The organism is Streptomyces sp. NRRL S-920 (assembly GCF_000717945.1).
Lineage (GTDB): Bacteria > Actinomycetota > Actinomycetes > Streptomycetales > Streptomycetaceae > Streptomyces > Streptomyces alboniger.
In genome coordinates, this window is the sequence record NZ_JODF01000063.1 from 12,347 (window position 1) to 36,319 (window position 23,973).

The 23,973-nt window shown below is 72.8% G+C and carries 22 protein-coding genes and 1 riboswitch; of the genes, 9 read left to right on the plus strand and 13 right to left on the minus strand.

The window, feature by feature from the left end; all coding sequences use genetic code 11:
- Positions 1-6: 6 nt before the first annotated feature.
- Together IG54_RS0131185 and cobM are read left to right on the plus strand one after the other, a co-directional pair.
- On the plus strand, positions 7-1,260 hold the full coding sequence (locus IG54_RS0131185) for a bifunctional cobalt-precorrin-7 (C(5))-methyltransferase/cobalt-precorrin-6B (C(15))-methyltransferase (protein WP_030792240.1): 1,254 nt from the start codon (positions 7-9) through the stop codon (positions 1,258-1,260).
- 6 nt (positions 1,261-1,266) lie between these two features.
- A complete protein-coding gene (gene cobM, locus IG54_RS0131190) occupies positions 1,267-2,016 on the plus strand; it encodes a precorrin-4 C(11)-methyltransferase (protein ID WP_030792243.1) in 750 nt (249 codons plus the stop codon).
- 6 nt (positions 2,017-2,022) lie between these two features.
- Here the strand turns inward: cobM and IG54_RS0131195 are convergent, their stop codons facing one another.
- On the minus strand, positions 2,023-3,162 hold the full coding sequence (locus IG54_RS0131195; protein ID WP_030792246.1) for a cobalt-precorrin-5B (C(1))-methyltransferase: 1,140 nt from the start codon (positions 3,160-3,162) through the stop codon (positions 2,023-2,025).
- A gap of 17 nt (positions 3,163-3,179) precedes the next feature.
- Here IG54_RS0131195 and IG54_RS0131200 point away from each other — a divergent pair, with 17 nt between their 5' ends.
- A complete protein-coding gene (locus IG54_RS0131200; protein WP_030792249.1) occupies positions 3,180-3,944 on the plus strand; it encodes a cobalt-precorrin-6A reductase in 765 nt (254 codons plus the stop codon).
- 121 nt (positions 3,945-4,065) lie between these two features.
- Here the strand turns inward: IG54_RS0131200 and IG54_RS0131205 are convergent, their stop codons facing one another.
- From IG54_RS0131205 to IG54_RS0131215, 3 genes are read right to left on the minus strand one after another with little or no spacing between them, the layout of a single operon-like run.
- Entirely contained in the window at positions 4,066-5,595 is a 1,530-nt protein-coding gene (locus tag IG54_RS0131205) for a precorrin-2 C(20)-methyltransferase (RefSeq protein ID WP_030792252.1), read from the minus strand.
- Positions 5,592-6,218, minus strand: coding sequence for a precorrin-8X methylmutase (locus IG54_RS0131210; RefSeq protein WP_106977138.1), 627 nt, complete (start codon positions 6,216-6,218; stop codon positions 5,592-5,594). The genes IG54_RS0131205 and IG54_RS0131210 overlap by 4 nt, the downstream gene beginning before the upstream one ends.
- Positions 6,219-6,229: 11 nt before the next feature.
- Complete coding sequence (locus tag IG54_RS0131215) at positions 6,230-7,552, minus strand: cobalamin biosynthesis protein CobG (RefSeq protein WP_030792259.1); 1,323 nt, start codon at positions 7,550-7,552, stop codon at positions 6,230-6,232.
- Positions 7,553-7,657: 105 nt separating this feature from the next.
- Positions 7,658-7,796: riboswitch (cobalamin riboswitch) on the plus strand.
- A 33-nt stretch (positions 7,797-7,829) separates the two neighbouring features.
- Between IG54_RS0131215 and cobN the strand changes: the two genes are divergently transcribed.
- Positions 7,830-11,444 carry a cobaltochelatase subunit CobN gene (gene cobN / locus IG54_RS0131220; protein ID WP_030792261.1) on the plus strand — a complete coding sequence of 1,205 codons (3,615 nt, stop codon included), beginning with the start codon at positions 7,830-7,832 and terminating at the stop codon, positions 11,442-11,444.
- Positions 11,445-11,495: 51 nt separating this feature from the next.
- On the opposite strand, the gene IG54_RS0131225 is transcribed toward cobN, so the two are convergent.
- Positions 11,496-11,696 carry a hypothetical protein gene (locus IG54_RS0131225; protein WP_030792264.1) on the minus strand — a complete coding sequence of 67 codons (201 nt, stop codon included), beginning with the start codon at positions 11,694-11,696 and terminating at the stop codon, positions 11,496-11,498.
- 144 nt (positions 11,697-11,840) lie between these two features.
- Here IG54_RS0131225 and IG54_RS0131230 point away from each other — a divergent pair, with 144 nt between their 5' ends.
- Positions 11,841-12,065, plus strand: a complete 225-nt coding sequence (locus tag IG54_RS0131230) for a hypothetical protein (RefSeq protein ID WP_030792266.1) — start codon at positions 11,841-11,843, stop codon at positions 12,063-12,065.
- A gap of 91 nt (positions 12,066-12,156) precedes the next feature.
- Here the strand turns inward: IG54_RS0131230 and IG54_RS0131235 are convergent, their stop codons facing one another.
- Positions 12,157-12,354 carry a hypothetical protein gene (locus tag IG54_RS0131235; protein ID WP_030792269.1) on the minus strand — a complete coding sequence of 66 codons (198 nt, stop codon included), beginning with the start codon at positions 12,352-12,354 and terminating at the stop codon, positions 12,157-12,159.
- A gap of 184 nt (positions 12,355-12,538) precedes the next feature.
- Here IG54_RS0131235 and IG54_RS0131240 point away from each other — a divergent pair, with 184 nt between their 5' ends.
- Positions 12,539-12,988 carry a GerW family sporulation protein gene (locus IG54_RS0131240; RefSeq protein ID WP_030792271.1) on the plus strand — a complete coding sequence of 150 codons (450 nt, stop codon included), beginning with the start codon at positions 12,539-12,541 and terminating at the stop codon, positions 12,986-12,988.
- On the opposite strand, the gene IG54_RS0131245 is transcribed toward IG54_RS0131240, so the two are convergent.
- The 3 genes from IG54_RS0131245 to IG54_RS0131255 all read right to left on the minus strand — a co-directional run bounded on the left by IG54_RS0131245 (position 12,959) and on the right by IG54_RS0131255 (position 17,534).
- Positions 12,959-15,838, minus strand: a complete 2,880-nt coding sequence (locus IG54_RS0131245; protein WP_030792273.1) for an ABC transporter substrate-binding protein — start codon at positions 15,836-15,838, stop codon at positions 12,959-12,961. The genes IG54_RS0131240 and IG54_RS0131245 overlap by 30 nt on opposite strands.
- A 130-nt stretch (positions 15,839-15,968) precedes the next feature.
- Positions 15,969-16,709 (minus strand): TSUP family transporter, encoded by a 741-nt coding sequence (locus IG54_RS0131250; RefSeq protein ID WP_030792275.1) that lies wholly within the window; start codon positions 16,707-16,709, stop codon positions 15,969-15,971.
- A gap of 198 nt (positions 16,710-16,907) precedes the next feature.
- Positions 16,908-17,534 (minus strand): TetR/AcrR family transcriptional regulator, encoded by a 627-nt coding sequence (locus tag IG54_RS0131255; RefSeq protein ID WP_030792277.1) that lies wholly within the window; start codon positions 17,532-17,534, stop codon positions 16,908-16,910.
- 94 nt (positions 17,535-17,628) lie between these two features.
- Between IG54_RS0131255 and IG54_RS0131260 the strand changes: the two genes are divergently transcribed.
- Entirely contained in the window at positions 17,629-18,114 is a 486-nt protein-coding gene (locus tag IG54_RS0131260) for a DUF1453 domain-containing protein (protein ID WP_234336406.1), read from the plus strand.
- A 113-nt stretch (positions 18,115-18,227) separates the two neighbouring features.
- On the opposite strand, the gene IG54_RS0131265 is transcribed toward IG54_RS0131260, so the two are convergent.
- The 3 genes from IG54_RS0131265 to IG54_RS0131275 form a co-directional block, all read right to left on the minus strand.
- Positions 18,228-19,013, minus strand: a complete 786-nt coding sequence (locus tag IG54_RS0131265; RefSeq protein ID WP_030792283.1) for a carbon-nitrogen hydrolase family protein — start codon at positions 19,011-19,013, stop codon at positions 18,228-18,230.
- Positions 19,010-20,455, minus strand: a complete 1,446-nt coding sequence (locus IG54_RS0131270; RefSeq protein WP_051820197.1) for a class I adenylate-forming enzyme family protein — start codon at positions 20,453-20,455, stop codon at positions 19,010-19,012. Before IG54_RS0131270 ends, IG54_RS0131265 begins: the two co-directional genes overlap by 4 nt.
- Positions 20,456-20,644: 189 nt before the next feature.
- On the minus strand, positions 20,645-21,262 hold the full coding sequence (locus IG54_RS0131275; protein ID WP_158708959.1) for a thioesterase II family protein: 618 nt from the start codon (positions 21,260-21,262) through the stop codon (positions 20,645-20,647).
- Between the two features lie 308 nt (positions 21,263-21,570).
- Between IG54_RS0131275 and IG54_RS0131280 the strand changes: the two genes are divergently transcribed.
- Together IG54_RS0131280 and IG54_RS0131285 are read left to right on the plus strand one after the other, a co-directional pair.
- A complete protein-coding gene (locus IG54_RS0131280; RefSeq protein WP_030792290.1) occupies positions 21,571-22,542 on the plus strand; it encodes an ATP-binding cassette domain-containing protein in 972 nt (323 codons plus the stop codon).
- A gap of 2 nt (positions 22,543-22,544) precedes the next feature.
- On the plus strand, positions 22,545-23,294 hold the full coding sequence (locus IG54_RS0131285) for an ABC transporter permease (RefSeq protein ID WP_051820200.1): 750 nt from the start codon (positions 22,545-22,547) through the stop codon (positions 23,292-23,294).
- A 99-nt stretch (positions 23,295-23,393) separates the two neighbouring features.
- Here the strand turns inward: IG54_RS0131285 and IG54_RS0131290 are convergent.
- Positions 23,394-23,973 (minus strand): biotin/lipoyl-containing protein (locus IG54_RS0131290; RefSeq protein WP_030792294.1); only part of this gene is annotated, 580 nt, incomplete at its 5' end.

The following is a 23,973-nucleotide window of genomic DNA, read 5'->3' on the forward strand; positions in this document are numbered from 1 at the left end:
CCAGCAGTGACCCCCGCATCCCCCGCAGACATACCGGCCGTCACTGTCGTCGGGATCGGGGCCGACGGCTGGGGCGGGCTGCCCGCCGCCTCGCGCGCGGCGCTCTCCGACGCCGAGGTGATCGTCGGCGGCCCCCGCCAGCTGGATCTGCTGCCCCTCCCCGACTGCCCGGGCGAGCGCGTCGCCTGGCCCTCTCCGCTGCGGCCCGCCGTGCCGGGCCTGCTCGCCGCCCACGCGGGGCGCCGGATCGCCGTACTCGCCAGCGGCGACCCCATGTTCTACGGCATCGGACGCGCCCTGAGCGAGGAGATCGGCGCCGCCGCCCTGCGGGTCCTGCCGCACCCCTCCTCCGTCTCCCTCGCGTGTGCGCGCCTCGGCTGGCCCGTCGAGGACACCGAGGTCGTCACGCTCGTCGGCCGCCCGGCCGCGCGCCTCGCCGCCGCGCTGCACGACGGCCGCCGCCTCCTCGTGCTCAGCGCGAACGCCGCCACCCCCGGCGAGGTCGCCGCCCTCCTGCGCGAGCGCGGCTTCGGCCCGAGCGGGCTGCGCGTGCTGGAACAGCTCGGCTCCGCGCACGAGTCGGTGTACGAGGGTGTCGCCGACGCCTGGTCGCACGCGCCCGGTGACCCGCTGAACGTCGTCGCCGTCGAGTGCCGCCGCTCCCCCGGCGCCCTGCGGCTCGGCGCCGTGCCGGGGCTGCCCGACGCGGCGTACGAGAGCGACGGCCAGCTCACCAAGCGGTACGTCCGCGCGGCCACCCTCGCGGCGCTGGCGCCCGCGCCCGGGGAACTGCTGTGGGACGTGGGCGGCGGGTCGGGGTCGATCGCGGTGGAGTGGCTGCGGGTGCACCCCTCGTGCCGCGCCGTCACCGTGGAGAAGAACGCGGTGCGGGCCGAGCGCATCACCCGCAACGCCGACCGGCTCGGCGTGCCCGGGCTGCGCGTCGTCACCGGCGCCGCGCCCGGCGCGCTGGCCGAACTCCCCACGCCCGACGCCGTCTTCATCGGCGGCGGCCTCACCGCGCCCGGTCTCCTCGACGCCTGCTGGGAGGCCCTTCCCACCGGCGGACGGCTCGTCGCGAACACCGTCACCCTGGAGTCCGAGGCACTGCTCACCGACTGGTACCGGCGTCATGGCGGTGAGCTGGTACGGCTCGCCGTCGCGCAGGCCGTGCCCGTCGGCGGTTTCACCGGGTGGCGGCAGGCCATGCCGGTCACCCAGTGGTCCGTCACCAAGTCACCGCACGAAAGCAGGAGTTGACAGCAGATGACCGTGTACTTCATCGGCGCGGGGCCCGGCGCGGCCGACCTCATCACGGTGCGCGGCGCGCGCATGCTCGCCGCCTGCCAGGTCTGCCTGTACGCGGGCAGCCTGGTGCCGCGCGAACTGCTCGCCGAATGCCCGGACGGGGCGCGTCTTGTGGACACCGCGCAACTCGACCTGGACGCGATCACCGGTGAGCTGGTCCGCGCCCACGAGGCGGGGCTCGACGTGGCGCGGCTGCACTCGGGCGATCCGTCCGTCTTCAGCGCGGTCGCCGAGCAGATGCGGCGCCTCGACGCGGCGGGCGTGCCGTACGAAGTGGTGCCCGGGGTGCCGGCGTTCGCGGCGGCGGCCGCGGCCCTGAAGCGGGAGCTGACCGTGCCGACGGTCGGGCAGACGGTCATTCTCACCCGGATCGCGCAGCGGGCCACGGCCATGCCCGAGGGCGAGGACCTCGCCACGCTGGGCCGCAGCGGGGCGCTGCTCGTGCTGCATCTGGCCGCGGGATACGTGGACCGGGTGGTCGAGGAACTCCTCCCCCACTACGGCGCGGAGTGCCCCACTGCCGTGGTGGCGTTCGCCAGCCGGCCCGACGAGGTGGTTCTCCGGGGGACCCTCGGCGATATCGCGGGGCAGGTGACGGAGGCGGGAATCGTGCGGACCGCTGTGATCATGGTCGGTCGTACGTTGGGTGCCTCGCAGTTCCGTGACAGCCATCTGTACTCTCCCGAGCGCGAGCGGCACGTCTGCTGAGGGCCCTTACAGGGCACTTCGGCCCACCACCGTGCCCGCCCTGTCGATGCAGATGACGTCCACCGCCACGGGAGCGCCCCGGAGCACGCCCAGCGCCTCGTCCCGCGCCCTGGTCGCCACCAGGTCGCCCAGGGGGACGTTCGCCGCCTCGCACAGGCGCAGGGCCTCCAGGCCGGTGTTGGCGGCGGCCACCTCCCGCGCCAGCGCGTCGGAGGCGCCGCCCGCGCGGGCCAGTTCCGCGAGGAAGCCCTTGTCCACCTGGGAGCGGGCCGAATGGAGGTCCAGGTGGCCGGCCGCCAGTTTGGAGAGTTTGGCGAAGCCGCCGCAGATGGTGAGGCGGTCGACGGGGTGGCGGCGTACGTACTTCAGGACCGCGCCCGCGAAATCGCCCATGTCGAGCAGGGCGTCCTCGGGGAGGCCGTGCTCCGCGACGACCGTCTTCTCCGACGTCGAGCCGGTACAGCCCGCGACGTGCGTGCGCCCGGCCGCCCGCGCCACGTCCACGCCCCGCCGGATGGAGTCGATCCACGCCGAGCAGGAGTAGGGCACGACGATGCCGGTGGTGCCGAGGATCGACAGGCCGCCGAGGATGCCGAGGCGGGGGTTCCACGTGGAGCGGGCGATCTCCTCGCCGTGGTCGACGGAGATGGTGATCTCCACGTCCGGCGTGGTTCCGGCCCGCTCGGCCACCAGCGCCACGTGGTCCCGCATCATCTGGCGGGGGACGGGGTTGATCGCGGGTTCGCCGACCTCCAGGGGCAGGCCGGGGCGGGTGACCGTGCCCACGCCGGGACCCGCCCTGAAGACGACGCCCGCGCCGGGCGGCAGCCTCCGTACCGTGGAGCGCACCAGCGCGCCGTGCGTGACGTCCGGGTCGTCGCCCGCGTCCTTGACGATCCCCGCCATGGCGTAGGCGTCCGTGCGCTCCTCGGCGGCCAGCGCGAAGGCGGGCGTCTGGCCCTTGGGCAGCGTGATCGTCACCGGGTCGGGGAAGTCGCCGCTCAGCAGCGCCGTGTACGCGGCCGTCGTGGCCGCCGTCGCACAGGCGCCGGTCGTCCATCCCGGCCGCAGACCGGTGTGCTTGAGTTGGGCGCTGCGCCCGCCCTTTGCCTCGCTTGGCCCGCCTGGCTGACTTGGCTCACTCATGAAGGACACCGAACTCCGTGCACATACTGATTCTGGGGGGAACGACCGAGGCCCGCCGCCTGGCCGAGCTGCTCGCGGGGGAGCCGGGGCTGCGGGTGACCAGTTCCCTGGCGGGGCGGGTCGCCGCGCCCCGGCTGCCGCCCGGCGAGGTCCGCGTCGGCGGGTTCGGCGGGGCCGAGGGGATGGCGGCGTGGCTGCGGGAGCACCGCGTGGACGCGCTCATCGACGCCACCCATCCTTTCGCCGGGACGATCTCGTTCAACGCGGCGTCGGCCGCCGCGCTCGCCCATGTTCCCCTGCTCGCCCTGCGCCGGTCCGGCTGGGTCGCCGACGAGGGCGACGACTGGCATCGGGTCGACTCCCTGGAACAGGCGGCGCGGGTCCTTCCCGCGCTGGGCGAGCGGGTCTTCCTCACCACGGGCCGCATGGGCCTCGCCGCCTTCGCCGGGGACCCCGAGCTGGACGCTCTCTGGTTCCTCGTACGCTCCGTGGACGCCCCGGAGCCGCCGTACCCCGCCCGCGTGGAGGTCCTCCTCGACCGGGGGCCCTTCACGCTCGACGGGGAGCGCGAGCTGCTGCGTACGCATCGGATCGACGTCGTGGTGACGAAGGACAGCGGGGGCGCGGCGACGGCCCCGAAGCTTGTCGCCGCGCGCGAGGCGGGGGTTCCGGTGGTCGTGGTCCGGCGCCCTGCCGCGCCGGCCTCGGCCGCCGTCGCCTCGCCTCGGGAGGCGGTGGCCTGGGTGCGCCTTCAGCAGGAGCGCTGCGCGGGTCCTCGCTGACCTGCGGGTGGGTGGGGGCTTGGCGCGCAGTTCCCCGCGCCCCTTACGGGGCGCCAGAGTGCCGCCCCTTCAGGGGCGCGGGGAACTGCGCGGCCGGCCCCCACCCACCCGCACGGACTCCTCAGCCGCCCTCCGGGTACCTCCGCGGGGTCCAGACGACCCGCTCCCCGCCCCCGCGCCGCCGCGACACCCGCGTCTGGGACGACCCCACGATGAGCAGCGTCCGCATGTCGACCTCGGCGGGGTCGAGGTCACCGAGCCGTACGACCCGCACGCTCTCCTCGGGCCCGCCGATGTCCCGCCCCAGCACCACCGGCGTGTCCGGCGCCCGGTGCTCCAGGAGCAGCTCCCGCGCCTTGCCCACCTGCCAGGTGCGGCTGCGCGAGCCGGGGTTGTAGAGGGCGAGGACGAGGTCCGCGGCGGCCGCGGCGGCCAGGCGCTCGGCGATGACCTCCCACGGCTTGAGCCGGTCCGAAAGCGAGAGGGTCGCGTAGTCGTGGCCGAGCGGGGCGCCTGCCCGGGCGGCGGCCGCGTTGGCGGCCGTCACTCCCGGGAGCACCCGGACCGGGACGTCCTCGTACGCGTCCTGCGAGGCCGCCTCCAGGACGGCCGTGGCCATCGCGAAGACGCCGGGGTCGCCGCCCGAGACGACCGCGACGCGCCGCCCGCGACGCGCCAGCTCCAGGGCGAACTCGGCGCGCTCGGACTCCACCCGGTTGTCGGAGCCGTGCCGCCGCTGGCCGGGGCGGTGGGGCACGCGGTCGACGTAGGTGGTGTAGCCGACCAGGTCGTCGGCGGCGGCGAGCGCGCCGCGCGTCTCGGGGGTCAGCCAGAGGGGTCCGGCGGGGCCGGTGCCGACCACGACGACCTCGCCTTGTCCGGCCGGGGCGGGCTCGGGCGCGGGGCCGCCGGTCAGCGGCGCCACGCGGCTCGGCAGGACCGCCACCGAGAAGTACGGCACCGATTCCGGGTCCACGTCGGCCAGTCGGCCGGTGCGTTCGCCCTCCATGGTGGCGCGCTCCACGTACCGGGCCTCGTCGAGGCGGCCCGCGCGCTCCAGGGCGCCGCGCACCTTGCCGAAGGTGCGGCCGAGCTTCATGACGACCGCCGAGTCCGTCGACGCGAGGCGGGCGGCCAGTTCCTCCTCGGGGAGGGTGCCGGGCAGGATCGTGAGGACCTCCTCGGCCTCCACGAGGGGTTCGCCGAGCCGGGCGGCGGCGGCGCTCACCGAGGTGACCCCGGGGATGACCTCGGTGTCGTAGCGGTGGGCGAGCCGCTTGTGCATGTGCTGGTAGGAGCCGTAGAAGAGCGGGTCGCCCTCGGCGAGGACGGCGACGGTGCGCCCGGCGTCGAGGTGCGCGGCGAGGCGGGCCGCGGCCTGCTCGTAGAAGTCGTCGAGGGCGCCGCGGTAGCCGCCGGGGTGGTCGGTGGTCTCCGTGGTGACGGGGTAGACCAGCGCCTCCTCGATGTGGTCGGCGCGCAGGTGCTTCTCCGCGATCCGGCGGGCGATGGAGCGGCCGTGCCGTGCCGAGTGGTACGCGACCACGTCGGCGGCGGCGATGACCTCGACGGCGCGCACGGTCATCAGGGAGGGGTCGCCGGGGCCGAGCCCGACTCCGTACAGCTTCCCTCGGGTGGTCTCGGTGTTCACTCCGCCTCGCTCGCAATCGCGTTGATCGCCGCCGCGGCCATCGCGCTGCCGCCACGACGCCCCCGTACGACCAGGTACTCCAGGCCCGAGTGGTGCTCGGCGAGGGCGTCCTTGGACTCGGCGGCGCCGACGAAACCGACCGGGATGCCGAGGACCGCCGCCGGGCGCGGGGCGCCTGCCTCGATCATCTCCAGGAGGCGGAAGAGGGCGGTGGGGGCGTTGCCGATGGCGACGACGGAGCCTTCGAGGCGGTCGCGCCACAGCTCCATGGCCGCGGCGCTGCGCGTGGTGCCGAGCTGTGCCGCGAGGTCCGGGACGGACGGGTCGGTGAGGGTGCAGATCACGTCGTTGTCGGCGGGCAGCCGCTTGCGGGTGACGCCGCTCGCGACCATGTTCGCGTCGCACAGGATCGGCGCGCCGTCGCGCAGCGCCTTGCGGGCGTCGGCCACCACGCGCGGGCTGAAGGCGAGATCGCGGACGAGGTCGACCATCCCGCAGGCGTGGATCATCCGCACCGCGACCTGGCTGACATCGGCGGGCAGACCGGCGAGGTCCGCCTCCGCGCGGATGGTGGCAAAGGACTCGCGGTAGATCGCCGCGCCGTCCTTCTCGTAGTCGAACACTGTGCTCTCGCTCATCTCGTGGCCGTTGTGGTGGTGGTTGCGGATGTCGTACGTGCCGTCGTGACCGTCTCGGTCAGGGTCCCGCCGCTCACGGGCGCCGCCGTGCCGCCGGTGTGCGCCGTCACCTCGTAGCGCCCGTCCCCGACGGCGGTGACGTCGACCCAGTCGCCGTGCGGGTGTCCGCAGCGGCGCTCGCAGCCCGACCAGTGGACGGGCAGGCCCCCGGCGCCGGGGACGGCGTCCGCGCGTACGTCGGCGAGGGACTTGGCGCAGCCGGGGCGGCCGGTGCAGGCGCCGACGCCGAGCCAGGGCGAGCCCGGGTCGGTGAGGTAGCCGGCGTCGGCCAGCGCGGCCAGGCGTGCGCGGGCCGCCGCGTCGTCCCCGAAGCCCGGGACGACCAGGCCGCGCCACGGTGTGACCCGCAGCTCGTCGGCGGGGGCCGGGAGCAGGGCGCGCCACTGGGCGGCCGTGACGCGGCCGAGGCGGGCGCCCACCGCCACCGCGCGGCCGACGACGCCGGGCAGGGGCGGGGCGGGGCTGGGCAGGTGCGGGATGGGTGCGGGCTCGGCGTCGATGCCGTCGCTGCCCGTGCTGCCCTCGGTGCCTCGCCGCAGGGCTCCGGCGAGGTCGACGGCGTGCCCCGCGGGCAGCTCCCGTACCCGCCAGGCTCCGTTGCCCGCCGCACGCGCGGCGGCGAGGAAGGCCCCGGCGGCGGCGAGTGCGGCGCGGGGGGCGGCGGCGCCGGGGACGCGCAGGGCGTGGCTCCCGACGCGTACGACCGCCGTACCGCCCGATTCTGCGATCAAGGTCACATCGCCGCCGAGCCCGGCCACGTCCCCGCGCCCGTCGTCCAGGGCGAACAGGAAGCGGCCGGAAAGCGCCGTCGTCCACTCCTCGGCGCACAGCAGTCCGTCCAGCTCACGGGCCCACAACTGCACGTCGGCGTGGCCGAGTCGGTCGAGGCCGGCCAGCGGGGACGCCACGATGTTCCGGATTCGCTCGTGGCGTTCGGAGGGCAGCAGGCCCGCGTCCGCGAGGAGCGTGGAGAGTTCCGCGCCGCAGCTCTCGCCGAGGCCGCGCAGCTCGATGTTGCCGCGCGAGGTGACGCTGAGGTTCCCGTCCGCCAGACGCTCCGCCGCGTCAACCAGGACCGACGCCTGACGTCCCGTCAAAAGGCCTGCGGGCAGGCGGAGTCGGGCCAGTGCGCCGTCGTCGGCACGGTGCAGACGGAGGGCTCCGGGGCAGGCGTCACCCCGGTCGCGTATCCGGTCACGTATGGGTGATTCGCCCTGGTTCATGGAAGTTGCTCGGCTGGGCGGCATGGCGGCGAGCATACCCAGGCGGATCCGGGCGGTCGCCTCCCGAGACGGCCCGTCCTGGCAGGTGGCCGCCCCGCGATCGGTGGGCAGGACTTACTATGCAGGCGGCGGGCCGCCAGGTTCGCCGACGCCAGCGACGGCGTGGGTCCACCAGGACCCGAGGGAGGAAGCCCGGTGCGAATCCGGCGCGGTCCCGCCACTGTGAACCCCACCGAGGTGGGGCGAGCCAGGAACTCCTGCCGTCCATACGACCACCCGGGGCGCGGACACCCCGAGGAAGGCCTGCGCACGCATGCTTCTGCTGCTGTCGACCTCCGACACCGACCTGCTCAGCGCCCGCGCGGCGGGGGGTCCGGTCGACTACCGGTTCGCCAACCCGTCCCGTCTGGACCTCGCCGAGCTGCCCTCCCTGCTGGAGGGCGCCGACCTCGTCGTCGTACGCCTCCTCGGTGGCGTACGCGCCTGGCAGGACGGCCTCGACCAGCTCACCGCCAGCGGTCTGCCGGTGGTGGTCCTCACCGGTGAACAGGCGCCCGACGCCCAGCTCATGGCGTCCTCGACCGTGCCGGTCGGCATCGCCGCCGAGGCACACGCCTACCTCGCGCACGGCGGCCCCGCGAACCTGGAGCAGCTGGCCCGCTTTCTCTCCGACACCGTGCTCCTCACCGGCCACGGCTTCGACCCGCCGGCGCCCGCGCCGTCCTGGGGCCCGCTGGAGCGCACCGCGCGCGACATCGAGGGCCCGACCGTCGCGGTGCTCTACTACCGCGCCCACCACATGAGCGGCAACACCGCGTTCATCGACGACCTGTGCGGCGCCATCGAGGACGCGGGCGCCCGCCCGATGCCGCTGTACGTGGCCTCGCTGCGGGCTCCCGAGCCCGAGCTGATCGACGCGCTGCGGCCCGCCGACGCCATCGTCACCACGGTCCTCGCCGCGGGCGGCACCAAGCCCGCCGAGGCCTCCGCGGGCGGCGACGACGAGTCGTGGGACGCGGGCGCGCTGACCGGGCTCGACGTGCCGATCCTCCAGGCGCTCTGCCTGACCGGCTCGCGTTCGGCCTGGGAGGAGAACGACGAGGGCGTCTCGCCGCTGGACGCGGCGAGCCAGATCGCGGTGCCGGAGTTCGACGGACGTCTGATCACCGTGCCGTTCTCGTTCAAGGAGATCGACGAGGACGGGCTCCCGGCCTATGTGGCGGATGCCGAGCGGGCGGCCCGGGTCTCCGGGATCGCCGTGCGCCACGCGCGCCTGCGGCACATCCCGGCCGCCGACAAGCGCCTCGCGCTGGTGCTCTCCGCCTACCCGACCAAGCACTCGCGGATCGGCAACGCGGTCGGCCTCGACACCCCCGCGTCCGCCGTGGCGCTCCTTCGCAGGCTCATCGGTGAGGGCTACGACTTCGGCCCCTCGGAGGAGATCCCGGGCCTCGTTTCCGGTGACGGCGACGAGCTGATCCGCGCGCTGATCGACGCGGGCGGCCACGACCAGGAATGGCTCACCGAGGAGCAGCTGGCCGCCAACCCCGTCCGCATCCCGGCCGCCGCCTACAAGCGGTGGTACGCGACGCTGCCGCAGGAGCTGCGGGACTCCGTCGAGGAGCACTGGGGGCCGCCCCCCGGCGAGATGTTCCTGGACCGCTCCCGCGTGGGCGACGGCGGTGACCCGGAGGGCGACATCGTGCTCGCCGCCCTGCGCCGCGGGAACCTCCTCATCCTCATCCAGCCGCCGCGCGGCTTCGGCGAGAACCCCATCGCGATCTACCACGACCCCGACCTGCCGCCCTCGCACCACTACCTGGCGGCCTACCGCTGGATCGCGGCCCCTGCCGCCGACGGCGGTTTCGGCGCGGACGCGATGGTCCACCTCGGCAAGCACGGCAACCTGGAGTGGCTGCCCGGCAAGAACGCGGGCCTCTCGGCGGCCTGCGGCCCCGACGCCGCGCTCGGCGACCTCCCGCTGATCTACCCGTTCCTGGTGAACGACCCGGGCGAGGGCACCCAGGCCAAGCGCCGCGTGCACGCCACGCTCATCGACCACCTCGTGCCGCCGATGGCCCGCGCGGACTCCTACGGCGACATCGCGCGCCTGGAGCAACTCCTCGACGAGTACGCCCAGATCAGCTCCATGGACCCGGCGAAGCTGCCCGCGATCCGCGCACAGATCTGGACGCTCATCCAGGCCGCGAAGCTCGACCACGACCTCGGCCTTGAGGACCGCCCGGACGACGACGGCTTCGACGACTTCCTGCTCCACGTCGACGGCTGGCTCTGCGAGATCAAGGACATGCAGATCCGCGACGGCCTGCACGTGCTCGGCACCGCCCCGGCGGGCGCCGACCGCGTCAACCTCGTCCTCGCGATCCTGCGCGCCCGCCAGATCTGGGGCGGCACGACCGCGCTGCCGGGCCTGCGCGAGGCCCTCGGCCTCGACGAGTCCGCGGCGACGCGCGTGAGCGCCGACGAGGCCGAGGAGAAGGCCCGCGCGCTGGTCCAGGCGATGGACGACGCGGACTGGGACCTCGCGGCCGTCCCCCGCGACCAGGGCGAACAGGTCGCCGCCATCCTGGAGTTCGCGGCCCGCGAGGTCGTCCCGCGCCTCGCCGCCACCACCGCCGAACTCGACCACGCGGTGCACGCCCTGAACGGCGGCTTCGTCCCGGCGGGCCCCTCGGGCTCCCCGCTGCGCGGCCTGGTCAACGTCCTGCCGACCGGCCGCAACTTCTACTCCGTCGACCCCAAGGCCGTCCCCTCCCGCCTCGCCTGGGAGACCGGCGAGGCACTCGCCGACTCGCTCATCGAGCGGTACAGGACCGACAACGGCGGCTACCCCACCTCCGTCGGCCTGTCCCTGTGGGGCACGAGCGCGATGCGCACGGCGGGCGACGACGTCGCCGAGGCCCTCGCGCTGCTGGGCGTCCGCCCCGTCTGGGACGATGCCTCGCGCCGCGTCACGGGCCTGGAGGCCATCCCCTACGAGGAGTTGGGCCGCCCCCGCATCGACGTGACGCTGCGCATCTCGGGCTTCTTCCGCGACGCGTTCCCGCACACGATCGGCCTGCTGGACGACGCGGTGCGCCTCGCCGCCTCGCTGGACGAGCCCGCCGAGCACAACTACGTACGCGCCCACGCCCAGGCCGACCTGGCCGAGCACGGCGACGAGCGCCGGGCCACCACCCGCATCTTCGGTTCCCGCCCCGGCACGTACGGCGCGGGCCTGCTCCAGCTCATCGACTCCCGCGACTGGCGCACCGACGCGGACCTCGCCGAGGTCTACACGGTGTGGGGCGGCTACGCCTACGGCCGCGGGCTCGAAGGCCGCCCGGCGCGCGCCGAGATGGAGACCGCGTACAAGCGCATCGCGGTCGCCGCGAAGAACACGGACACCCGCGAGCACGACATCGCGGACTCCGACGACTACTTCCAGTACCACGGCGGCATGGTCGCCACCGTGCGCGCCCTGCGGGGCACGGCCCCCGAGGCGTACATCGGCGACTCGACGCGCCCCGAGACGGTCCGCACGCGCACGCTGGTGGAGGAGACCTCACGCGTCTTCCGCGCCCGCGTCGTGAACCCCAAGTGGATCGAGGCGATGCGCCGCCACGGCTACAAGGGCGCCTTCGAACTCGCCGCCACCGTGGACTACTTGTTCGGGTACGACGCCACGACCGGCGTCGTCGCCGACTGGATGTACGACAAGCTCACCGAGGCGTACGTCCTGGACCCGACCAACCGCCAGTTCCTCCAGGAGAACAACCCCTGGGCCCTGCACGGCATCGCGGAGCGCCTCCTGGAGGCGGAGTCACGCGGCATGTGGGCCAAGCCGGACCCGGCGGTCCTTGAAGCGCTGCGCCAGGCCTACCTGGAGACCGAGGGCAACCTGGAGGACGAGAGCACGCGGGAATGACCGGCGGACCGCTCTGCTCGGGGAGCGGCCCGGCGGGGTTCCCGCCGGAACTCACAGAAGGTGCGGGATCTGCACAGTGTTGATGAGGGGGCCCTCGACCGTCACTCCTTCCGTGATCAGCGACTCGGGGAGGGGCAGCGGCGAAGGGTTCGCCACCGCCCGCTGGGCCGCCGAGGCCGGGACCGCCACGGCGGCGAGGGCGAGGATGAGGATTCCCAGGAGGGTGGCGGTCAGGGCGCGGCGATGACGCATGTGGCTGCCTTCTCTGTCGGTGCGGGTGGCGGGCGTCTTACGACCCGTTCGTATGATCGTCGGTGACTTCCTGGACGCGGCGGGGTTACACACGGCGAGCGGGCCGCGGTGGGCGGCCCCCGCGCGGGGTCCAAGGAGGCTGTCGTGAACGGCGGTTGGGTGCAGGCAACGTCCCGTTGGGTGCTGGTCACGGCGATGGTGGCGGGGCCGGCCGTGCTGTGCTCCGGCACGGCTCGCGCCGACGAGACGCATGAGAACTCGCACAACGCGCCCAGGGTGGCGCTGATCAGCACCGGCCAGATCGACGATCCGCTGGAGGACGTGCTGGAGCACACCCTCCTCTTCGGGGACGGCTACCGATGGGGCTGACCGGCGGGGTCGGCCGCGCCTCGTAACCGTCACGCACTCGCGCGGGTCCCGGACGGCAGCGCAAGTGCGTGACGGGGCAGGGTGGTTCAGGTCACGGCGCGAGGCAGCCGACGCCCGGGATCTCGGTGGGGACACTGGGGGCGGTCGGATCGACGAGTCCCGTGACGTCACCGGCCGCCTGTGTCACGCAGCCGAGGGTCGCGATCGGGTCCGGAACGGCGCTCGCCGGAACCGTGAGGATTCCCAGCAGGGTGACGGCTCCAAGGACGACGGCGGCGGTACGGCGCATGTGAGGTCTCTCCTTCACTTCGGCGGTGTTGCCCGTGGCCCGGCGCTTGATGCCGGGCCGCTCCGTGACTCCCCAACTCCCGCACCCGATAGGCCCCATATCACCCGTACGTGGATGACGGAACGATCCGCCGCTGGGCTAGGCTCGGGCCCGTCGCGCATACGCACTGCCCCAGGAGGCACCGGTGACCGCCCCGGACGAGACGGCTCTGCCCACCCCGTCGGGTCACACGACCGGCGACGACGCCCACCGCGGCCAGTTGGAACGGCTGGCCGAGGAGATCGGCGAGCGGGCCGCCGGGACGGTCGTGTTCGGCGAGGCCGTCACCGCCGCGGAGGTCACCGTCATCCCCGTCGCCGAGGTCGGTTACGGCTTCGGTCTCGTCCCCGCCTCCCCGGCCTCCCCCGGCTCCCCCGCCGTCTTTGAAACCGGTGGGGCCGGGGGCGTCAGGGCCCGGCCCCGCGGCTTTATCGAGATCAGGAACGGCTCCGCCACCTACCGGCCGCTCCCCAACCCGTGGCTCACCGTCGCCCTCCCGTTCGCCGCCTTCCTGGCGGGCGTCGCCGTCCCGCCCCTCGCACGCCTTCTCGCCAAGCGCCGCCTGTCACCCGTTGACGTACGCGTTCACCGGTGAGAGCCCGGACAGGTCGACCTGGAGCCCGCGCAGCGCCGGTGAGTACAGGTAGGTGCGCTCGGGTACGTACACCGGGACGGCGGCCGCCTGCTCCAGTACCAGGCGGTTCACCTCGGCCCACAGCTTGCCCGCGGCCTTGAGGTCCGCCGCGCCGTTCGCCGCGTCGATCGCCGCGTTCACCTTCGCGTTGTCGAGCCGGCTGTAATTGCTCGACGCGGCCCGGTCATGGCGGCCGTCGAAGTAGTCGGGCAGGTAGTTGGAGCCGGTGGGCAGGCCGCCGCCGACGGCCATGCGGAACAGGTCGTACTTGCCGCCGGCCGCGTCGCTCCAGAAGGAGGAGGCCGGCACCTGCTTGACCGTGACCTCGAACCCGGCTCCCTCCAGGCCCGCCTCGACGGCCTCCGCGCGGTTCTTGTCGATGCCGGTGTCCGGGTGGGCGAGGGTGAGGCGGTAGCCCATCTCATCCGCCTCCAGGAGGAGCTTCCGCGCCTTTGCCGTATCGCCGTTCACCATCCGGCGGTTGGGGTCGAAGCCCGGGGTCCCCGGCACTCCCGGCGGCAGCAGGTGAGTGATCAAGCGGCCTTCCCCGCCGCTCGCCTTGAGGATGTCGTCGGCGGGCAGGGCGGTGGCGATGGCTCTGCGGACGTCGAGGTTCTTCACCCGGTCCGTGTTGATGACGTACGACTGCGTGTTCCAGGTGGGGGACGTGACCGCTTTCGCGCTGCCCACCGGAGCGCGCCGGCCGCTGGGGTCATCGGCGCCGGAGAAGGTCATGAACGCCTTGCCCGCGGGCGCCGAGCCGATGCGGGCACGGATCTCCTCGGGCACCACGCCCGTCCGGATCCGATAGCTGTCGGGATAGGCGCTGCGCACGGGGTCGGTGTCCTTGCGCCACTTGGGGTTGCGGGTGAGGGTGAGGTCCTTGGGGTCGGCGGGGCCGCTGATCTGGTAGGGGCCCGTGGAGGGCAGCGGCTTGGATCTGTCGGGTTCGCCGTCGACCCCCTGCGGGACCGGCGCTCCCGACGGCCCCGCGAGGACGACGTTGAAGTCGCGGTGGACGCCCGCGAGATGGAAGACGACCGTGCGGTCGTCGGGCGTCTCGATCGCGCTCTTCTTCGCGGACTTGGCGCGGGCGCCCTTGGGCCCGTAGAGGGCGGTGCGCAAGGTCTGGTCGCCCTCGCCGAGACCGGACTCGAAGGTGCGCTCGATGGCGTGCCGGAAGTCCTTGGAGCGCACGGGCGTACCGTCGTTGTAGGTGAGTCCGCTCTTGAGCCGGAACGTCCAGTCGCGGCCGTTCGTCGTCCGGCCGGCGTCCTCGGCGAGGTCGCCGACGACCTTCACCGAGCCGCCCGCCCCGGTCTTGAACGCGGTGAGCCCGCGGTGCACCAGCCGTGCGAGCTGCTGGCCGCCGCTGCCCGGCCAGGTCAAGGCCGGGTCGAGCGAGTCGAACTCGCTCGGTTCGAGCACGGTGACCTGACCGCCCTCGCGCGCGCCCCTGACGGCGGGCGCGGGGCCCTTGGAGTCGGCCGCGGTGCCGACGGTGAGGCTCTGCGTCGCGGCCCGGAGCACCTTGTCGCCCCGGATGGCGCCGCCGTCACCGGAACCGGTCCCGCCCTGCCGCTGGGAGTCGTCCCGGCCGCCGTCCGAACCGTCCCCGAACGGGTTGAAGACCGTGAGTGTGGTCACCAGCGCGCCCGCGGCGACCGCCGCGACCGCGCTCAGGCCCCAGACCCTGGCGCGCGACCTGCCGACCGGGGCGGCGGGAGCGGCGGGGCCGAAAACCCCGGAGGGACCGGGAGGACCCGAGGGGGCAAAGGGGGATGAGGGGCCTGAGGGGCCTGAGGGGCTCACGAAGGCTTGGGGAGCGAGTACTTGGCTCTGCGCGTACGCGCCCGTGGGCGTGGGCGTGGGGGCCGACGGCGGGGCCTGCGGCATCGGGGGGAGCGGCGGCGCGAGGGAGTAGGACGTGGGGGTGGCGGACGCGGGCGGCGGTGGCGGGGCGCCCGGGGCTGGCGCGCCCAGTCTGTCCAGGGCGTCCCCCGCCTCCTGCGCGTCCGGCCGGTCCGCGGGCCGCTTGGCCAGCATCCGCCCCAGCAGGTCGTCCCACTCGGGGGCAAGACCCGCACGGCGCGCCGACAGCCGGTCCGGGGTCTCGTACACATGGCCGTGCATCAGCGCGGCGGCCGAGTCCGCGTCGAACGGCGGTGCGCCCGCGAGGAGTTGGTACACCATGCAGCCCAGCGAGTACACATCGCCGCGGCCGTCGTCCACGCCCCGCGTGAAGCGCTCCGGCGCCATGTAGTGCAGGGTGCCCACCGGCGCGTCGGCGGTGCCCGTCAGATATCCGGCCGTGGCGGTGGCGTCGAGGAACTTGGCGACGCCGAAGTCGAGGACCTTGACCGTGCCCTCGTCCGTGACCATCACGTTCGCCGGTTTGATGTCCCGGTGGACGATGCCCGCCCGGTGCGCGGTGGCCAGTGCCCGGCACACCTGCGCGCAGATCGCGGCGACCCGCTCGGGCGCCAGGGGCCCCGACTCCAGGGCCAGGTCCCCTACGGTACGTCCGGTGAGCAGCGGCATCACCAGGTACGGGACGCCGTTCGCCGACCCGTGGTCGAAGACGGGCACGATGTACGAGCTGTCGAGGGCCGCGGCGGCCCGCGCCTCGCGTACGAACATGGCGAGGAGGCGTTCTCCCTCGGCCGGGGCCGTCCCGCGCGGCATGCTGAGGACCTTGACGGCGACGCGCCGCCGCAACCGCGAGTCCTCGGCCCGCCACACCTCGCCCATACCGCCCGCGCCGATACGCTCCACGAGCGTGTACCGGCCGTCCAGGACCGTCCCCTGCATCCCCGCCTCCCCCGTCGACAGATCTTCATCGCCTGTCGTCGGGCCACAATTTACCTTTAGCGGAACAGGTGTTGGGATCCGGTGTTGGGACAGGTGCTGGGACAGGTGCTGACCTCGAAAGGCGCCCCTCTCATCCCGTGACGATCGCCGCCAGCCCTCGGACGAGGAGGACGAGCGCCGCGACCACCGCGAGGACGAGCACCGCGCCGCGCGTCCGGCCCCCGCCGTCCATCCGTCGCCGGACCGGCCCCGACAGCGCGAACCCGGCCACCACCGCGGGCAGCAGCAGGGCGCCGAAGCCCAGTTGGCGGACCGGCAGTCGGCCCACGACCGTGAGGGAGCCGAGCGAGAGCAGCGTCCCCACCATGTAGAAGACGCTGAGCGTGCCGCGGACCGTGGGCCCCGGCTCCCGGTGGTAGACGAGCGCGATGAACGGGCCGCCGATGGACGACGTCGTCCCGGTGAGGCCCGCCACGGCTCCGGAGGCGATCAGCGTGCCCCGGTTCTTCGGCAGTCTGGCCGGGTCGAAGGCGAGCAGCGAGACGACACCCAGGGTGATGCCCGCCGAGAGCAGGTCGAGGGTCGGTACCGAGACCACGAGGATGACGTACGAGGCCGCGACCGTGCCCACGATCCGCCCGCCCATCGCCCAGGACACGCCGTACCAGTCGGTGTGGGAGATCTCCCTGACCGCCCCGAGCGCGGCCAGGACGGCGGCGACCAGGAGCAGTGACCCCGGCATGAGACCCGGCGCGGCGATCTGCACCACCGGCGCCGACACCAGGGCGAGGCCCACTCCCAGGCTGCCCTGGACCAGCGCGCCGAGGAACACCGCGGCGGACGCGAGGAGCAGGACGGACAGTTCAGGCATCGACGGGCTCCCCCGCGCACATCCGCTCCCCGGCCGCGCGGGCGACCCGCTCGGCCGCGGTGAGCTTCACGCCGCTTTCCCCCGTCCATGCTCAAGATCAAAAAGTTCGGTTGCCGTCCTTCCTACCTGGCCGAAGTGGGCGGAACAATCATTGCGGGGTAAAGCCGAGGTATCGGCCCCGGCGGGCCTGACCTGGGCTCACGCGGGTTCCCGCCCGGGGCCCAGGGCGCGCAGATGCCGGTGCAGGATCGCGCGCGCGTCGTCGGGCGGCATCAGATCGGGGTGGAGCACCCCGCCGAGGGTGAGGCCGTCCAGGAGGGCGGCCAGCCGTTGGGTCTCCAGGGCGATGTCGAGGTCGCCGGGGATGCCGCCGGAGCGCTGGGCCTCCAGCAGGACCCGGCCGATCAGCTCGCGCGCCTCCTCGTGCATCCGGCGCGCGCAGGGCCGGAACTCCGGGCGGGTGCGGGCGGCGGTGACGAACGCCAGCCAGACCACCGCCTCCTCGCGGCGCATCTCGTCGAGGGGGAGGAACTCGGCGAACATCTCCTCGGTGCGGATGCGGCGGTCGATGCCCGCGTCCGGGTCGAGGAGCTGCTCGGCGTGGCTGCGGACGCGGCTGTCGATGCGGCGCCGCAGCTCCTCCATGGTGAAGATCATCAACTCGGTGTGGCTGGCGAAGTAGTGCCGCACGGAACCGATGGCGAGCCCGGCCTCCTGGGCGACGTTCCGCAGGGAGGCGCTTTCGAGGCCCTCCCTGCCCACGATGCGGAGAACGGCTCGGGCGACATCCTGGCGCCGGGTTTCGGCTACGACGACTCTTGGCATGTTGCTGTTATAGCACGGGCTTGCTAAATTAATTTGGCGCCCTGCTGGGGCACGGACAGGCCGGGAACAAAGGGGTGCAGTGGTGGACACGTGGATGCTCGTAACGATCATCGCCGTCGGCGCGGTCGCAGTCGTGATCAAGCGCCTGATGGGCGAGCCGCTCAACGCCCGGGACCTCTTCGCGCCACCGCTGGTCCTCACCGGCCTCGGGATATGGGCGCTGACCGAGGTGAAGGGACTGACCGGTACGGACATCGGCTGGGTCATCGCCGGTTCGGTGCTCGGTGTCGGGCTCGGCGCGGTGCGTGGCGCCACCATCCAGGTCTATCCCAAGGAAGGGATCCTCTACCAGCGTTACACCGGCAAGACGTTCCTCGTGATCATCGGCTCCCTGCTGATCATGGCCGCCTTCGGCTTCCTCGCGGTGCACATGGGCATGCAGGCGGAGGCCCGGCCGATCAACCTCTCCATCGGCGTCGGATTCCTGGGCGAGGCGCTGGTCGTCGGCGCCCGCGGGCTGTCCACGGGGGTTCCCTTCGCCCCCGAGAAGCCGCGGCGCTTCGAGCGGCCGCGCCTCTGACGGCCGCCCGCCGCGACGGCACGACGCACGACGAGGGGCCCGGAGACAGTGACTGTCTCCGGGCCCCTCGTCACGTCATCGGGGCCTTCGTCCCACCATCGGGCCCCGTCACGTCATGTCGTGTACAGCTCCGGGCGCCGGTCGCGCAGATACGTCGTGGAGGCGCGGGCGCGCTTGAGGACGAGCGGGTCGATGTCGGCCACGATCAGCTCCTCGCCGTCCCCGGTGACGGCGTGCGTCGTGCCGTCCGGTGCCGCGATCGTGGTGTGGCCGCAGAAACTGAGACCGCCGTTGTCCCCGGTCCAGTTCGCGTACGCGATGTAGAGCTGGCTCTCGAAGGCGCGGGCCGGCACCAGCGTGCGGGCCACGAACTCCCAGGGCCGCATCAGCCCGGTGGGCACGACCAGCAGATCGGTGCCGGCCAGCGCGTGCGCCCGTACCGCCTCCGGGAACTCCACGTCGTAGCAGATCAGCATGCCGAGCGTCAGGCCGCCGAAGGACGCCTGCACCACCCCGTGCTCCCCGGGGGTGAAACGGGCCCGCTCGGCCCGCCCGTACAGATGCCCCTTGCGGTAGACCGCGAGCGTCTCGCCCCCGGGCGCGACGAGGCGCGCGGAGTTGTACAGGGCGGCGCCGTCCGTCTCCGGCCAGCCGTGGACGATGCCGATGCCGAACTCCCGGGCGATGGCGGAGACCTCCGCGCACCGCTCCCCGTCCACGGGACCCGCGGCGTCGGCGAGATTGCCTGCCTGAAGGGGGTAGCCGCCGATCGAGATCTCGGGGGTGACGAGCAGTTCGGCCCCCTCATCGGCAGCGCGGCGCGCCGCTGTCCGCAGCTTCTCCAGAAGCTGACGCACATCGGTCGCGCCACACGCCGCCTGTAGACAAGCGATCCTCACTGAGTGTTTCCTCCGGGCGAATCACCGGGCCCGGCCTGCGATTCCCGCGCGAGCCGCTCCAACTGCCGCTTGTCCGGCTTGCCGTTGCGGTTGAGCGGGAACCGGTCCAGGACGACGACCCGGTCGGGGTGCTCAAAGGGGGCAAGCATGTCACAGAGCCGGTCGCGCCAGTACGCGGCCGTCTGCCCCTGCTCGTCCTCGACGAAGAACACCAGTCGCGACCCGCGCCGCTCGTCGGGCAGCGGGACGATCCGGGCGGAGCAGTCCAGAGCGGCCACCTTGCGTTCGATCAGCTCCGGATAGAGCGTGTAGCCCATCCGGTGCACGGCGAACTTGCGGCCGAGCGGGTACACGTTGCCGTGCTCGTCCAGCTGGCCGAGGTCGCCGGTGCGCTGCCAGCCGGCGGGCGCGGGGATCAGGGCTCCGTCCTCGTCGAGGTGGCCCTCCATGCCGTCCGGGGTGTCCACCTCGATCTCGCCCGCCACACCGGGCGCCACCTCGTGGCCGTCCTCGTCGACCACCCGCAGGCGGATGCCCTCCATCGTCCGGCCGCAGGCGACCGGGTTCTCGATGGTGGCGAAGGAGATGTTGCCCAGCTCGGTGCTGCCGTAGCTGTCCAGCAGAGGGCGGCCGAACTCCGCGACGTACCGGTCGACGAGCGGCCCGTCCAGGGGCGCGGCGCCGACACAGAACATGCGCACCTGCTCGACGTCGGCGCGCAGCGCGGGCTTGCGGCCCATCAGGTTGAGCATGCTGCGGTAGCTGGAGGGCGTCGCGTCGATCACCGTGACCCCGGTCTCGCCCGCCATCCGCAGGGCCCGGTCCAGCCGCTTGTACGGCGCGATCACCAGCGAGGATCCGGTGATCCAGGCGATCAGCACCATGGAGAGCCCGTACTGGTGGGAGAAGGGCAGCAGCGGCATCAGCACGTCGTCCGCGACATGCCCGACCTGGTCGGCGTTGCGCCGCAGGTTCGTGAGGAACTTGGCGCCCGACTTGACGACGCCCTTGGGGGAACCGGTCGAGCCCGAGGTCCACATGATCAGGCCGTCGGGCCGCTCGCCCCACTCGTCGAACGACAGCCGCTGCTCGGTGAGTTCGCGGCCCGCCGCGGCCACCAGGATCTCGTAGAGGTGGATGGCGTCCAGATCGCTGTCGATCGGCGCGTCGTCGTCGACGAGGAGGACCTTGGCGCCGGTGCGCCGGATGATGCGCCGGGTCTCCTCCGCGTGCTCCTGCTGGTCGACGAGGACGATGGAGGCGCCGAGGTGCATGAGCCCCAGCAGCGTCCCGACCCAGCCCGCCGAGTTGCCTGCCTTGAGCAGGACGCGCTGGCCCGGGCCGACACCGCGGTCGCGGAGCGCGTCGGCGATGCGCAGGGCTCCCTCCTCCGTTGCGGAGAGGGTTTGAACCGAGTCGTGGGCAAATATCTTCGAGGTCACTGTCGGGAGGTTCCTTCCTCGGGCTCGGACATGACCGGTGCGCAGAGCCGCGGACCGGGAAGGCGACCGTCCACAAGGGCGGTCCATCGTCCGGGACGGTGAGGGAACCGTGCCGCTACTGATGCGTAACACGGGCCCCACCAAGGAAGTTAGGCAGTATGCCCCCACTCGGGAACCCTTAACCTCCCCCTAGGCTCCCTTGTTCTCCGCGACGAGGAGCTGATCGTGGACGAGGTTGGCGACCTGCCGACGGCTGATGTCGAGATAGCCCCGGGCCCCCGGGAATACCTCCAGGTCGAAGGTTCCGCTGGTGCGGTGCCGCCAGTTCCGCACCGCCGACACCGGCGCCCTTCGGTCCCTCTCGCCGGTGAGTGCCACGACCGGGCACCGTAACTTCGGCCCGCCGTCACCGACTTCGCCTCGCGCGGAGCCCACGGCGCCCGAGACGAACAGGGTCGCGGGGACGATCCCCGCCTCCCGCTCCAGCCTGCGCGCCACCCGGTACGCCAGATCGGCGCCCCGGCCGTGCCCGAAGAGCGCCAGCGGCCGGTCCGTCCACTCCGCGAGGGTCTCGAAGGCGTCGCCGGCCAGGTGCGAGAGATCCCCGATCCGCGGGGGCGCACTGCTGTCGAAGGCGTAGGAGTGCTGGAACACCAGCATCTCGACGGACGGCAGCAGGAGTTCCGCCAGACAGAGGAACGAGGACGTCGATTCGACACCGTGCGGAAAGGCGGCCAGCCTGAACTTGCCGGCGATCGAGGCATGCCGGACACATATCAAATCCAGATCGGCACACACATGTGGCACCAATGACCTTCCCCTTTCGAATCGATACTTACTTGTCGCATACATCGATTAGCGCGACATTACGTCGGAGTGAAACCGGCAACCTGGACCCTATGGTTGAGGTCCGGGTGGAGATACTGGCAGCTCAGGACCGTTTTCGGCCACTACCGGCCGACCGGGGCCCCGACCTGGACTCCCCTGCACCCCACCCCCTGACCCCAGTTGAGTCCCGCAGGGGAGACTAGGGGTTGTCCGCCGAATTCCGCGCGCAATACATTCTTTTCTCCCTGCGCTCAGCGCATCATGCGAGACCGGATGAGGCACCGCCGATGATCAAGGTACGAGACCTTGCCAAAACGTTCCGCAGCCGAAAAAACACCGTACAGGCCGTCCGGGGCGTGGACATCGACGTCGCAGAAGGCGAACTGGTCGGATTCCTCGGCCCCAATGGCGCCGGAAAGTCCACCACACTGCGGATGCTCTCCACGCTGCTGCGCCCCACCTCGGGCGTGGCGATGGTCGCCGGCTGCGATCTGCTCGACGACCCCGCCGGAGTGCGCCGCCGCATCGGATACGTGGGGCAGGGCAACGGCGCCGGAGGCGACCAGCGCGTCGGCGAGGAGCTGATGACCCAGGCCCAGCTGTACGGCATCGACCGCAAGCAGGCCCGCCTGCGGGTCGAGGAACTCCTCGACCAGTACGACCTCACGGGCATGGAGACCCGGACCGTCTCCACCCTCTCCGGGGGCCAGCGGCGGCGCCTCGACATCGTGATGGGCGTACTGCACCGGCCCCAACTGGTCTTCCTGGACGAGCCGTCCACCGCCCTCGACCCGCAGAGCCGCAGCAACCTGTGGGACCACATCAGGTCGCTGCGCGATCTGCACTCCACCACGGTGTTCCTCACCACGCACTACCTCGACGAGGTGGACGCCCTCTGCGAACGCATCCTGGTGATCGACGGCGGGCGGATCATCACCGAGGGCACCCCCGATGGCCTCAAGAGCGAGGTCTCCGGTGATCTGCTCGTCCTGGAGACCTCGGACCCGTCGAGCACGGCCACGACCGCGGAACGCCTCCCGGGCGCCCGCGAGATCACCGTCGACGGCTCGACCGTACGGTTCCGGGTGCCGCTCGGCGGCTCGGTCCTCCCCGGCCTCCTGCGGGAACTCGACCGGAACCAGATCTCCGTCATGTCCGTACAGACCCACCGCCCGACCCTGGACGACGTGTTCCTCACCCTCACGGGCCGCAGTCTGCGCGACACGGACGCCGAGTCCACCGACGAACAGGGAGAGTGACGGTGCACTACCTGAAGCAGACGCGCCTCATCTTCATCCGCTCCACCCGCCCCTGGGCCCGCAGCCCGCTCCAGCTCATCGTCGGGATATCCGGCCCGCTGGTCTACCTCGTGCTCTTCGGCCCCCTGCTGAAGAACACCCTGCCCGGCGACGTGGACGCCTGGCAGTGGTTCGTGCCCGGCATGCTGATGCAGCTCACCCTGTTCGGTGCCGCCTACGCCGGGTTCTCCCTCACTCCCGAGCTGCGCTCCGGGGTCATGGAGCGGCTGCGCGTCGCCCCCGTCAGCCGCGCCGCGCTGCTCTCCGGCCGCGTCCTGAGCGACCTGGCCCAACTGGGCATCCAGGGCGTCATGCTGCTCGCCGCGGCCACGGCCTTCGGTTTCCGCGCCCCGCTCCCCGCGGTCGTGCTGCTGCTGGCACTGTCCTCCGTGCTCGCCGCCGGGATCAGCTCGGCCTCGTACGCGCTGGCCCTGATCCTCAAGCAGGAGAACCGCTTCGCCCCGCTGCTCAGCATGGTGCTGGTGCCGCTCATGCTGCTCTCCGGCGTGCTGCTCCCGATGAGTGCGGCGCCGGACTGGCTGTACGACCTGTCACGGGTCAATCCGCTGTCCCACGTGGTCGACGCGCTGCGTGCGATCACCGCCGGGGAGTACGCCTCCTCGACCACCCTGACCGGTGCCCTGGCCGCCCTCTCCCTGGTGGTCATCTTCGGCGCCTGGGGCATGCGGACCATGAACCGCGAACAGGGCTGAGGCCCCGATGGCACCCGGCCGGGTGCCACGTATGCGACGGAGCCGGCCCCCACCCGATCGGGTGGGGGCCGGCTTTGTCACACGTGCCGCGGCAGCGGGTCAGTCCTTGATCTCGCAGATGACCGCACCGGCCGAGACCGTCGCGCCCACTACGGCCGACAGGTCCTTGACGGTCCCGGCGCGGTGGGCGGTGAGCGGCTGTTCCATCTTCATCGCCTCCAGGACCACGACGAGGTCGCCCTCCTCCACGTGGCTGCCGTCCTCGACGGCGAGCTTCACGATGGTTCCCTGCATCGGGGAGGTCAGCGACTCACCGGAGGCCGCCGCCGACGCCTTGGCGCCGCTCTTGCGCCGCGGGGCCTTCCTGCCGACACCGGAGGTGGCGCCGCCGACCGCGGCCCCCAGGGACTCGGGGAGGGAGACCTCCAGGCGCTTGCCCGCGACCTCGACGACCACGGTCCTGCGGGCCGCGTCCACAGCCTCCGTGTCGGTGTCGGTGGCGGGTGCGGTGAAGGCCGGGATGTCGTTGACGAACTCGGTCTCGATCCAGCGGGTGTGGACCGTGAAGGGCTCGCTGGAACCGGTCAGTTCGGGTGCGAACGCCGGGTCCTTGACGACGGCACGGTGGAAGGGGATGGCGGTGGCCATGCCCTCCACGTTGAACTCCGCCAGCGCCCGC